The organism is Caulobacter sp. DMC95 (genome assembly GCF_056313785.1).
Genome location: NZ_JBQUZP010000004.1, coordinates 17730 through 29743 on the forward strand (window position 1 = coordinate 17730; position 12014 = coordinate 29743).

Annotated in this window: 11 protein-coding genes; 7 read left to right on the forward strand and 4 right to left on the reverse strand. The window is 68.5% G+C overall.

Annotated features, from left to right (window positions below; translation table 11 throughout):
* Nucleotides 1-11: 11 nt before the first annotated feature.
* The 4 genes from ACT53N_RS10755 to ybaL form a co-directional block, all read right to left on the reverse strand.
* Nucleotides 12-2066, reverse strand: coding sequence for a TonB-dependent receptor family protein (locus ACT53N_RS10755; protein WP_476063897.1), 2055 nt, complete (start codon nucleotides 2064-2066; stop codon nucleotides 12-14).
* Between the two features lie 98 nt (nucleotides 2067-2164).
* Nucleotides 2165-2593, reverse strand: a complete 429-nt coding sequence (locus ACT53N_RS10760; RefSeq protein WP_476063898.1) for a DUF2946 family protein — start codon at nucleotides 2591-2593, stop codon at nucleotides 2165-2167.
* A gap of 58 nt (nucleotides 2594-2651) precedes the next feature.
* On the reverse strand, nucleotides 2652-3104 hold the full coding sequence (locus ACT53N_RS10765) for a MaoC family dehydratase (RefSeq protein ID WP_476063899.1): 453 nt from the start codon (nucleotides 3102-3104) through the stop codon (nucleotides 2652-2654).
* Nucleotides 3105-3180: 76 nt separating this feature from the next.
* Entirely contained in the window at nucleotides 3181-4857 is a 1677-nt protein-coding gene (gene ybaL / locus ACT53N_RS10770; protein ID WP_476063900.1) for a YbaL family putative K(+) efflux transporter, read from the reverse strand.
* Between the two features lie 71 nt (nucleotides 4858-4928).
* On the opposite strand from ybaL, the gene ACT53N_RS10775 reads away from it, so the two are divergent.
* The 7 genes from ACT53N_RS10775 to ACT53N_RS10805 all read left to right on the forward strand — a co-directional run bounded on the left by ACT53N_RS10775 (nucleotide 4929) and on the right by ACT53N_RS10805 (nucleotide 11707).
* Nucleotides 4929-5177, forward strand: a complete 249-nt coding sequence (locus tag ACT53N_RS10775; protein ID WP_476063901.1) for a helix-turn-helix domain-containing protein — start codon at nucleotides 4929-4931, stop codon at nucleotides 5175-5177.
* 62 nt (nucleotides 5178-5239) lie between these two features.
* The gene (locus tag ACT53N_RS10780; protein WP_476063902.1) at nucleotides 5240-7039 is read left to right on the forward strand and encodes a cation:proton antiporter domain-containing protein; all 1800 of its coding nucleotides are present in this window, start codon (nucleotides 5240-5242) and stop codon (nucleotides 7037-7039) included.
* Nucleotides 7040-7085: 46 nt separating this feature from the next.
* The gene (locus ACT53N_RS10785) at nucleotides 7086-7916 is read left to right on the forward strand and encodes a class I SAM-dependent methyltransferase (RefSeq protein WP_476063903.1); all 831 of its coding nucleotides are present in this window, start codon (nucleotides 7086-7088) and stop codon (nucleotides 7914-7916) included.
* A 113-nt stretch (nucleotides 7917-8029) separates the two neighbouring features.
* A complete protein-coding gene (locus ACT53N_RS10790; protein WP_476063904.1) occupies nucleotides 8030-8671 on the forward strand; it encodes a TetR/AcrR family transcriptional regulator in 642 nt (213 codons plus the stop codon).
* Nucleotides 8668-9651, forward strand: coding sequence for an HlyD family secretion protein (locus ACT53N_RS10795; RefSeq protein WP_476063905.1), 984 nt, complete (start codon nucleotides 8668-8670; stop codon nucleotides 9649-9651). The genes ACT53N_RS10790 and ACT53N_RS10795 overlap by 4 nt, the downstream gene beginning before the upstream one ends.
* Nucleotides 9648-10568, forward strand: a complete 921-nt coding sequence (locus ACT53N_RS10800) for an ABC transporter ATP-binding protein (protein ID WP_476063906.1) — start codon at nucleotides 9648-9650, stop codon at nucleotides 10566-10568. Before ACT53N_RS10795 ends, ACT53N_RS10800 begins: the two co-directional genes overlap by 4 nt.
* A complete protein-coding gene (locus tag ACT53N_RS10805) occupies nucleotides 10565-11707 on the forward strand; it encodes an ABC transporter permease (RefSeq protein ID WP_476063907.1) in 1143 nt (380 codons plus the stop codon). The genes ACT53N_RS10800 and ACT53N_RS10805 overlap by 4 nt, the downstream gene beginning before the upstream one ends.
* Nucleotides 11708-12014: the final 307 nt, after the last annotated feature.

Consider the following 12014-nt stretch of genomic DNA (forward strand, 5'->3'; position numbering starts at 1 on the left):
CAGACGTAGGGTTAGAAGGTGACGGTCACGCCGCCGAACACCGAGCGGCCGTCGCCCGGCCACAGCACGGCGCTGCCGGCCGTCCAGGCGATGGCGGCCTGGGTGTTGGAGACATAGGCCTTGTCGGTCAGGTTCCGCGCATCGAGGAACAGCGAGACGGTGTCATTGACCTTCCAGCCCGCGTTCAGGTTCAGGATCGCGTAGCCGGGAGCCTTCTTCGTGTTCTTGTAGTCGATCCACTGGTCGGTGGCCGACCACTCGACCGAGGGGGCCAGGAACCAGCCGCGCGGATCGTCGTAGCGGACTTCCGAGCGGTAGAAGTTCTTGGGCACGATCGGCAGGCGGTTGTCGCCGTACTGGACGTCGTCCTTGAAGCGGAAGTCCGAATAGGTCCAGGTCTGGCGGATCCGCCAACGCGGCGCCACGGCCCAGTCGAGCGCCGCCTCGATCCCTTGGTGCAGGGTCTTGTCGGCGTTGAAGGTCGAGGCCGGAATCGACGGGTTGACCGTGTACTGCAGCATCTCGCCCTTCAGCTCGGCGCGATACAGGGTGACGTCGTAGGTGAACGGACCGCGATGGCCGCGCGCGCCCACCTCGCCTGTCCAGGCCTTTTGCGACGTCACCGGCGCAAAGCCCGTATTGGTCGGCGACATCGAGCCGAAGTTCGGCGGCTCGACCGAGCGGGTCAGGTTGGCGAACACCTGGTCGCCCAGGTCGTTCTGCCAAAGCAGACCGATGCGCGGGGAGACCCAGTCGTAGCTCTTGTCGGCCTTCAGGTTGAAGGTCGAGGCGACGCCGGGAATAGCGAAGCTGGTATAGTCGCGCTTGGCCTGGCCCCAGGTGGCGCCGGCCACGACCGCCAGCTGGTCGGTGACGAAAAGCCGGCCCTCGCCGAACAGGTCGAACGCCTCAGAGTTCTGCAGCGTGCGCGAGGTCGGCGCGCCCCGGCCGCCGCGATTGTTGACGTAGAAGTTGGAGTCGAGGTCGCCGGTGCGGTACCAGGCGCCGAAGAAGGCGTCGGCGCGTTTGCCGCCGATCTCGCCGTCCCAGTCGAAGCGGCCAAAGGCGCCATAGTTGCGGCTCTGCTGGTCGATGACCTGGAAGATCGGGTGATCCAGATCCTTCCACACCGCATAGACCGCGCCTTCGAAGACCAGGTTGTCGTCCAGGCGCCAGGTGGTGCGCAACGAGCCCCGCACGCCGCGCTGGTTGCGGCCGTTGTCGTTGGCCAGATTGCCGGCGGCCGACTGGCGCGGATTGGCGTTGAACTGCGCCAGGGTCAGCGAACCCGGGATCTCCTGGTTGATGTTCGAGCCGTTGACGATCAGGCGAACCTCACGGTCTTCGCCGAACGACCGGCCGATGTTCAGCGAGCCGAACTGGATGTTCTGCTGGCTTTGCGAGCGCCAGCCCTGGCTGGTCTGGTTGGTGGCGGCGACGAAGACGTCCCAGTCGCCGATCTGGCGGGCCAGGGCGACGTGTTCGCGGGCCAGACCGTAGGAGCCGCCGTCGAGACGGATCTTGTTCTGGAAACCGGCGTCCTTGCCCGTGGGCGTGACCATGTTGACCGCGCCGCCCAGCAGGGCGCCGCCGAAGCGCAGGGCGTTGCCGCCGCGATAGACTTCGGCGTAGCGGGTGTTCAGCGGGTCGGCGATCTGGGTGTCGCCGTAACCGTCGGCCTCGTTCAGCGGCACGCCGTCCTGGGCGATCAGGAGGCCCCGGTTGTGGTTGGCGTTGCCGATGCCCGAGCCGCGGATCGAGACGCGGATGTCGCCGCCCCACTTGCGTTGGGCGTAGACGCCCGGCGCGTCGCGCAGCATGTCGTCGAGCGCAAGGGTCTGGCGGTTGATGTAGCTTTCCTGGGAGATTACCGACACCGCGCCCGGGGTTTCCGACAGACGCTTGCGGGCGTCGGCGACGACTGGCGGGTCTTCCGGGTTCGGACGAGCGGTGACGATGACCGACGAGACCTGGGTGTTGTCGGCGGTCGCGGCGGCGGTGTCGGCGGCGTAAGCAGCAGGCGCGACGACGAGGGCGGCCGTGGTGGCCAGCAGAAGAGACTTCATTGGGATACAGCGTCCTTCGGCCGCGCAGCGGCGGCCGTGAGTGATCAGGAGCGCGCCAGGGAGGGCGCGCGTTCACGCTCGATCGCGAAGACCGAGGCTCAGATCAGGACGGTGGGTGGGCCAGTCGGCGGCGGAGGCGGCGCGGCCAGGCCCCGGCCGGGCGCCAGCGCGCGGGCGGGCGGCAGGAGCGGCGCGGCGTAGGCGATGCGGTCGACGGCGATCGCCGCGACCACGGACGGCGGCGGGGCCGCCGCGCCCTGGGCCGCAAACGGGCAGGGCGTGTCGTGGCCGGCCTTGTCGCTCTTGTCGCCCTTGCCGCCATGACGGGCGTCCAGCGCATCGCCCGGTTGGACGATCTTGGCGCCGTCGCCGGTGCAGAGCACCAGGGCGAAGGGCAGGCCGTTGCGGCTCTCGGCGCTGGGCATGAAGCCCGCCGGGATCATGACCTTCAGCACAACCGCCAGCAGCGCGAGCACCAGGAAGGCGTCGCGGGCAAGCAGTCTCGCGGTGGAGATCGGGCGGGTCACGAGCGGCGCTTTAGCGTAAGGCGGCGCGCTTGTCTCGGGTCGGCGCGCCCTTAAGCCGTCAAACCTTGGCGGGGCGGCGGCGGCGCGGCACCCGGACCGTGGCCTCACCGTCCATCACCACCTCGTCGCCCACCAGGGCGGCGCAGCGCAGGACGACCCGCGCGCTCTCGGTGTCGATGGACGCGACGGTGGCGCGCGCGGTGACGATGTCGCCGATCCGCACCGGCTTATGGAAGGTCAGGGTCTGGCCCAGATAGATCGCGCCCGCGCCCGGCAGGATGGTGCCCACCACGGCCGAGCCAAAAGAGGCCGACAGCAGCCCATGGGCGATGCGGCCGCGATAGGCGGTCTTGGCCGCAAAAGCCTCGTCCACGTGGACGGGATTGAAGTCATCCGACGCCTCGGCGAAGCGCTGGATGCGCTCTTCGGTGACGGTGACGTGTTTCTCGGCGGTCATCCCGACGGAGAGCTCCTCCAGGATGTAACCGCCCGTAGGGTGCGGTCCGATCATGTCCGGGCGTTAGCGGTCACGGGGCGGTGTGGCTAGAGAAATGTGTGAAATCCCTCTCTCAAAGAGAGAGGGATTTTCAATGCGCCGCCGCCGCCGGCTTCTTCCTCGGCGCGCGGGCCAGCATGCCTTTGGCGATCTCCTCCTCGCCGATCAGGGCGTGGCTGGCGCCGGCCGTCTTGAGCAGGGCGACGTCGGCGTCGGTATAGGCGCGGGCGATGATCTCGCAGCCAGGATTGGCGACGCGGGCCTGCTCGATGATCCGCGCGGCCTCGAAGGGGTTCGGCACGGCGACGAACAGGTGGGTGGCCTTGTCGAGACCCGCCTTCAACAGCACCTCGGGCTTGACCGCATTGCCGCCGACCGTCTCGAAGCCCGCCTTGCGCAGGCCCTCGGCGCGTTCGGCGTCGTCCTCGATCACCACCAGCGGCGTCTTGCCCTTCAGACCGTCGGCCACGGCCTTGCCGACCCGGCCGTAGCCCACCAGCAGGGCGTGGGGCTGAGCGGCGGCCGCCAGCGGCGCCTCGCCGGAGGCCTGGCGCTCCTTGGCGATCATGCCCGGCAGCTTCTTGTCGAGCAGGGCGAACAGCAGCGGATTGACCAGGATCGACAGGATGGCGCCGGCCAGCACCAGGTCCCGGCCGGCCTCGGGCAGCAGCTTCAGCGAGACGCCCAGGCCCACCAAGATGAACGAGAACTCGCCGATCTGGGCCAGGCTGACCGAGATGGTCAGGGCTGTGCTCATCGGCCGCTTGAAGGCGCGGACGATGACCAGGGCGGCGATCGACTTGCCCACGACGATGATCAGCAAGGTGGCCAGCACCGCCAGGGGCTCGCGCAGCAGCACCATCGGGTCGAACAGCATCCCGATCGAGACGAAAAACAGCACGGCGAAGGCGTCGCGCAGCGGCAGGGTCTCGTTAGCGGCCTGCTGCGAAAGCTCGCTCTCGGCCATGATCATGCCGGCGAAGAAGGCGCCCAGGGCGAACGAGACGCCAAATAGCGCCGCCGAGCCGAACGCGACCCCGAGCGCGATGGCCAGCACGCCCAGGCGGAACAGTTCCCGCGAACCAGTGTGGGCCACGCGGTGCAGGATCCAGGGAATGACCCTGCGGCCGACGATCAGCATCAAGGCCACGAAGGCGACGACCTTGCCGATGGTCAGGGCAAAGGCGCCTAGCACGCCGCCGGCGGCCGCGCCGCCCTTGGCGTGGTCTGTCGGCGCCTCGCCGCCCAGCACGCCCGAGAGCGCGGGCAGCAGCACCAGCGCCAGCACCATGGCCAGGTCCTCAACGATCAGCCAGCCGACCGCGATCTTGCCGCGCTCGGTCTCAACCAGTCGCCGCTCCTGCAGCGCCCTTAGCAACACCACCGTCGACGCCACCGACAACGCCAGGCCGAACACCAGGCCCGCGCCGACGCTCCAGCCCAGGGCTACCGCCAGGCCAAGTCCCATCAGCGTCGCCGCCGCGATCTGCACGACCGCCCCGGGGATTGCGATGGCCTTCACCGCCAAAAGGTCCTTCAGGGAAAAGTGCAATCCCACGCCGAACATCAGCAGGATGACGCCGATCTCGGCCAACTGCGGGGCCAGCTCCTGGTCGGCCACGTAGCCGGGCGTGAAGGGGCCCACCAGTACGCCGGCCAGCAGGTAGCCGACCAGCACCGGCAGCTTCAGCCGGTTGGCGAGCGCGCCGAAGATGAAGGCCAGTCCCAGGCCCGCGACGATGGTGGCGATCAGCGAGGTGTGGTGCAAAGGCTCTCCTTGACGGTCATCTTTTTCGGGCGTACTCAACCAATATGGGCGACAATGCCTCGGTGTGCTAGATGCCTCACGCAAAAATTCTCCTGCCAGCCCAGTGCCGGGCCGCCCGCGGACTCATCAACTGGTCGCAGGGCGAGCTTGCGGATCGTGCGGGCGTCTCGCGCAGCACGGTCAAGGACTTCGAGACCGAGCGCCACGCCTTGCACCATAGCACTGAACGGCTCCTGATCGAGGCGATCGAGGCGGGAGGCGTCTGCCTGATCGCGGGCGACGAGGCGGGGCCCGGGGTTCGATTCAAGAGGCCGATCTAGCGAGCGCGTGAGCCGGGTCTTCGTTCCGGCGCGAGACGACAGGAAGCAGAAGAGGAGGGCGCGTGGCGCACGAGGTTTCACCGGAGAGCTATAAGGACCTGGTCCTGTTCCTGGCGACCGCCGGCATCGTTGCGCCGATCTTCAAGCGCCTGAAGATCAATCCGATCCTCGGCTATCTCCTGGCGGGGGTGATCCTCGGACCGTTCGGCTTGGGGCGGTTCATCCATATCGCCCCCTGGCTTGACTACGTCACCGTCGACAATCCGGACGAAATCGCCCAGCTGGCCGAGTTCGGCGTCGTCTTCCTGCTGTTCATGATCGGCCTGGAGCTCTCGTGGGAGCGCCTGCGGCTGATGCGCAAGTGGGTGTTTGGCCTTGGCGCGGTGCAGGTGATCGGCTGCTCACTGGCGCTGGGCGCGGGCGCGATGCTGCTGGGTCTGGAGCCCGTGGCGGCCCTGACGATCGGCGCGGCCCTGACCCTGTCGTCGACCGCCATCGCCGTGCCGGTGCTGGCGGAGCGGCGGCGGCTGCATTCCGAGGCCGGCCGGGCCACCTTCTCTGTCCTGTTGTTCCAGGATCTGGCCGTCGCCCCGATCCTGATCACCCTGGCGATCCTGGGGCGCGGCAACGGGACCTTCCAGCTTCAGGACCTGCTGGCCCTGGCCCCGGCGGCCCTCGGCCTGGCGGCGATCGTGCTGGTTGGGCGGCTGGCCCTGCGGCCGATGCTGAAGTCGGTCGCCAAGGCCAAGAGCGAAGAGATGTTCATGGCCGCCTGCCTGCTGGTGATCATCGGCGCAGGCATGGTGGCGGCGCTGTCGGGGCTGTCGATGGCGCTGGGCGCCTTCGTGGCCGGGGTGCTGCTGGCCGAGACCGAGTATCGCCACGAGGTCGAGGTCAAGATCGAGCCGTTCAAGGGGCTGCTGCTGTCGCTGTTCTTCGTCTCTCTGGGCATTCGCCTCGACCTGTCGCTGCTGGCCGCGCAGCCGGCAACGATCCTGGCGACGGCGCTGGGCCTCCTGGTGCTGAAGACGGGCGTGGTGTTCGGCAGCGGCCTCCTGATGGGGATGAACCGCCGCGCCGCGATCGAGGCGGCGTTGATCCTGGCGGCCGGCGGCGAGTTCGCCTTCGTTCTGCTGGACAACGCCATGAGCGCACAGGTCGTCGCGCCGGCCATCGGCCAGGCGGTGCTGGTCTCGGCGACCCTGACGATGTTCCTGATTCCCGGCCTTGCGGCGCTGGGCGGTTATCTGGGACGCAAGAATGCGCCGCTGCCCGTCAGCGAGGCCCCGCCCTCGACCGCCAATGAACCCGACCGCGTGGGGCCCGAGCCCGCCGGCCAGGTGCTGGTCATCGGCTATGGCCGCGTGGGCAAGCTGGTCGGCGACATGCTGGGCCGTCACGACCTGCCCTGGATCGCGGTCGAGCGCGATGCGCGCCTGGTCGAGCAGGGCCGCCGCGATGGCGCGCGCATCTATTATGGCGACGCCTCGCGCCTTGAGCTCCTGGAGCGCTGCGGCCTGGCCACGGCGCGGGCGGTGGTGGTGACCATGGACGCCTTCGAGGTCGCCGAGGCGGTGGTCGCCGCCGCGCGCGGTTCGCGACCCGACGTGCCGATCGTCGTCCGCGCCCGCGACGCCCGCCACGCGGCGCGCCTTTATGAACTGGGCGCCACCGACGCCGTACCCGAGACGATCGAGGCCAGCCTGCAGCTGTCCGAGGCGGTGCTGGTCGACATCGGCGTGCCGATGGGCCTGGTCATCGCCTCGATCCACGAGCGTCGCGACGAGTACCGCAAGAAACTCAATCGGCCCGACGCCCTGGGCGGTCGCCGCCGTCGTCTGCGCGACGCCAGCTTGCGATGACGCGGCGAGCACGTACCTAAAGCCCGTGTAGAACGGGAGGCAGCCTATGAGCGACGCAGCGACCGATATGTCGGCCTACTGGGATAGGGCCGGACGGGTCTGGGTCGAGCAGCAGGCCTTGCTGGACAGGATGTACCAGCCGATCGCCAAGGCGGTGGTCGATCGCGTCGATCCGCGCGCCGGCGAGGCGGTGCTGGACATCGGCTGCGGCTCGGGCGCGACCACCTTCGAGGCGGCCTGGCGCGTGGGGCCGGAGGGCCGCGCGGTCGGGGCCGACATCTCCGGCGCCTTGCTGGAGTTGGCGCGCCGTCGGGCGGGCGAGCAGGGGTTGGAAGGCGTCGACTTTGTCCACGCCGACGCCCAGACCCATGACTTCGGCGCTGGGTTCGACGCCATCGTCTCGCGTTTTGGCGTCATGTTCTTCCCCGATCCCGTCGCCGCCTTCGCCAACCTGCGTCGTGCGCTGAAGCCGGACGGGCGTCTGGCCTTCGCTTGCTGGCGTAGCCCCGAGGACAACGCGATCTCACAGGTCCCGCTGGAGGCCGCTGCGCCCTTGCTGTCCGAGGTTCCGAAGTTCGAGCGCAACGCGCCAGGTCGTTTCGCCTTCGCCGATCCAGAGCGGGTGCGCGCGATCCTCGCGGAGGCCGGCTGGCGTGACGTCACAATCGAGCCCCTGGACGACCCGACGCCGGTCACGGCTGAGGAGCTTCTGACGATGAGCCTGCGGGTGGGGCCGCTGAACCCGATCCTGTCCACCGCCGATGAGGCGTTGAGGGCGCGGGTGCGAGAGGCCGTCGCCACCGCGCTATCGCGCTATGTGGAAGACGGCCGGGCGCGGATGAACTCTGCCTGCTGGCTTGTCGCCGCTCGACCTTAGGGTCTCAATTCCGCCTGCCGTTATCGAGGGCCACCCGCTGTGCGTCTTTTCGATTGAAGTTTTTCGCGATCTTTATATAACTGACTGGTCAGTTACTTTTATGGCGAGACGAGATGCAAGCTGGGGTCCCCAAATGGCGGCGGCGAAGCGACGCGCGGCCGGGTGAGATCGTCCAGGCCGCGCTCGAGGTGTTCGCGGAAAAGGGCTTCGCCGGGGCCAAGCTGGACGAGATCGCCAAGCGGGCCTGCATCTCGAAGGGCGCGCTCTATCTCTATTTCGAAACCAAGGAAGACATCTTCCGCGCGGTTGTCCGCGAGGCGGTGGTCCCCAACATCGATGTTGTCGAAGCCATGCTGGCGCACGCGACCCTGCCCTTTCCGGACCTGCTTCGTCTGGCCGTTGGGCGCATCGTCGCGATGGCCGGCGCCTCGCGGATCGGGGCTGTCGCCAAGTTGGTGATCGGCGAATCGCGAAACTTTCCCGAGCTCGCCCGCGTCTGGCACGACGAGGTGATCAGTCGGGCCTTGGGCGCGCTCACCGGCGTGCTGGAGCGCGCGCAGGCCCGCGGCGAGATCCGTCCTGGCGACGCTCGCCTCCAGGCCTTCAGCATCATCGGCCCGCTGCTGATGGGCGTGCTCTGGCAGGAGACCTTCGCGCCCGTGGGGGCCTCCGCCGTTGATCTCGAAGCTCTCGCCTTGCAGCACTGTGAGACGGTGCTGACGGGGCTCGCCTCTCGCGTGATGGTCTTGCCATGAAGCCTCCGGTTCGCATCGCCGTCGCCGCCGCGGCGATCGGCGTCGTCGGCTTTTTGGGATGGCGCCTGCTGGGGCCTGACGCCCACAAGCCCTATCGTCTTTCCGGCTATGTCGAGGGCGAGACGCTTTATGTAAGCGCGGCCAACGCCGGGCTGGTCAGCGCCGTGGCGGTCCAGCGCGGGGATCGGGTCGAGGCGGGCCAGCCGCTCTTCGCGCTGGACGCGGCCCAGCTGACCGCCGCGCGCGATCAGGCCGCCGCCCAGGCGGCCATGGCCCGGGCGCAGTTGCAGGACGCGCGCAAGGGGCAGCGTCCGCAGGAGCTGGCGGTCTACGACGCCGAGCGCCTCGCCGCCGAGGCGCGGGTGAACGAGGCCCGGGCCGAGTTCGATCGCGTTCAGCCGTTGGTGGCCAAGGGCGTCTACGCCAAGGCGCGCCTGGACCAGGCCAAGGCTGGCCTGGACGCCGCGCGCGCCAATGCTGTCGCGGTTGGTCGGCGCAAGACTGTCGGGGGCCTGGGCGGACGGTCCGATGCGGTCGCTGCGGCCGAGGCGGCTGTGGCCGCCGCCGAGCATGGCCTTGCCGCCGCCCAGAGCCGCCTGGATCAGATCAGCCCCCGCGCGCCTGTCGCCGCGCGGGTGCAGGACGTGTTCTACCAACCCGGCGAATGGGCCGCCGCCAACCAGCCGGTGGTGGCGCTGCTGTCGGACGACCGTGTGCGGCTGCGGTTCTTTGTGCCGGAGGCGGAAGTCGTCCGCTATCGGGTCGGCCGGATGGTGCGCTTTGCCTGTGACGGGTGCGGCGCGGCGCGGTCGGCGCGGATCAACTATGTGTCGCCCCGCGCAGAATTCACCCCACCCGTGATCTACAGCCGCGAGTCACGCCAGCGGCTGGTGTTCCTGGTCGAGGCCAGGCCTGAGCCGGGTCCTCCCCTGGCGCCGGGCCAGCCGATCGACATCACGCCCTTGGGCGACGGCGCATGAGCGACCTGGCCGTCGACGTCTCGGGGCTGAACAAGCGTTTTGGCCCGCGCCACGTGGTGCGCGACGTCTCGATCCAGGTCGAGAAGGGCCGGATCACCGGGTTCCTGGGACCCAACGGCTCGGGCAAGACCACGACGCTGCGCATGTTGTGCGGCCTGCTGACGCCCGACAGCGGCGAGGGACGGGTGCTGGGCCTGGACTTCCGTAGGGAGGCCGAGGCGGTCAAGCGCCAGACCGGCTACATGACCCAGAAGTTCTCGCTCTATGAGGACCTGTCCATCGAGGAGAACCTCGACTTCGTCGCGCGAGTTCATGAGCTGGACCGTCGGCGCGAGCGGGTGCGCGACAGCCTGGAGCGGCTGGGCCTGACCGCGCGGCGCAAGCAGCTGGCCGGAAGCCTGTCGGGTGGCTGGAAGCAGCGGCTCGCCCTGGCGGCCAGCGTGCTGCACGGCCCGCGCCTGCTCCTGCTGGACGAGCCGACCGCCGGCGTCGACCCCAAGGCGCGTCGCGAGTTCTGGGACGAAATCCACGCGCTGTCGGCCGAGGGCCTGACCGTGATGGTTTCGACCCACTACATGGACGAGGCCGAGCGGTGTCATGACATCGCCTACATCGCCTATGGCGGCCTGATGGCGCGGGGGACAGCGGATGCGGTGATCGCCGCCTCGGGTCTTGTCACCTTTCGAGCCGAAGGCGCGGGCGCAGACCGGCTTTCCCGCGACCTCGCCGCTGCGCCTGGCGTATTGATGGCCGCGCCTTTCGGAGCGGCCCTGCATGTCAGCGGCGCGGATCGCGCGGCGCTGGAGGCGGCCATCGCTCCCTATCGGCGCCCGCCGTTCGTCTGGAGCGAGGTGAAGCCGACCCTGGAGGACGTGTTCATCCGCCTGATGAGTCAGGCCTCGGACAATTTCCAATGAGCGGCGCGGCGTCCAATCGGCTGTCCGGGGCGCGTATCCTGGCTGTGCTGATCAAGGAGTTCATCCAACTCACCCGCGACCGGCTGACCTATGCGATGATCCTGGTCCTGCCGATCGTGCAGTTGATGCTCTTCGGTTACGCCATCAACAACGACCCGCGCGATCTGCCCACGGCGATCCTGGTTCAAGACCAGGGACCGATGGCGCGCTCGGCGGTTTCAGCGCTGGTGAACTCGGGCTATTTCAAGATCGTGCGCACCGCCACGTCGCCTGCGGAGCTCGACGACGCCCTGGCGCGCGGCGAGGTCCAGTTCGCCCTGACCATTCCCGCTGAGTTTACGCGCAAGGTCGTGCGCGGCGACGGCGCCCAGGTCCTGGTCGAGGCTGACGCCTCGGATCCGGCCGCCACCGGCGGGGCGATCGCGGCCTTGGCCAGCCTGCCGCGCACGGCCCTCATGCGTGATCTGGTCGGCGCCGCTGCGCGGCCGGGCGGCGAACCTTTCGAGGTGGTGATCCATCGCCGGTACAATCCCGAGGCCATAACGGCCTACAACATCGTGCCCGGCCTTCTGGGCGTGATCCTCTCGATGACGCTGGTGATGATGACATCGCTGGGCGTCACCCGCGAGTCCGAGCGCGGGACCATGGAGAGTCTGCTGGCCACGCCTGCGCGGCCGATCGAGGTGATGATCGGCAAACTCGCCCCCTATGTGGCCGTCGGTCTTGTGCAGACCTTGGTCATCCTGACCTTGGCCAAGGCCCTGTTCGCTGTGCCGATGGCGGGGGGCTGGCTGGCGCTGGCCTTGGGGGTTCTGTTGTTCATTGTCGGGTCGCTGGCCCTGGGGTTCCTGATTTCGACCTTGGCGCGAACCCAGCTGCAGGCGATGCAGATGTCGTTCTTCTACATCATGCCGTCGATCCTGCTGTCGGGCTTCATGTTCCCGTTCCGCGGCATGCCGGACTGGGCGCAGGCGCTGGGAAGCCTGATCCCGGTCACCCACTTTCTCAGAGTGGTGCGTGGCGCCCTGCTCAAAGGGCTCGACCTTGCGCAGCTGTGGCCAAGCCTGTCGGCCCTGGCCGCCTTTGTCGTGGCGATCTCGGGCCTCGCCATGGCGCGCTACAGGACAACGCTTGACTAGATGAGAGCGGCTTTGGTCCCGCCAAGTCCCGCTCAAGAGCAGCTTCTAGAGCAAAGTTTGCCAAGCCTTGACCGTTTCCTGGCTCTAACCCCTTGCGCGCAAACGGTTCCCGTGCGAACCCAGCGGAGCTGACGCTTATAGTTTTCTGGATGTCGGCGGGCACGCTCGGAAGTTGATTCTGAGGGGCGGTCTTGTTTCAGCGTCCTGACGGAAGACAGGGGCGAAACCTGACGAGTGTGTCTTTGCTGACACTTTCCCGTGGCGTTCGCCTTGGTATAACGATGCTCGGTCGGTATCCCGGCCTGGG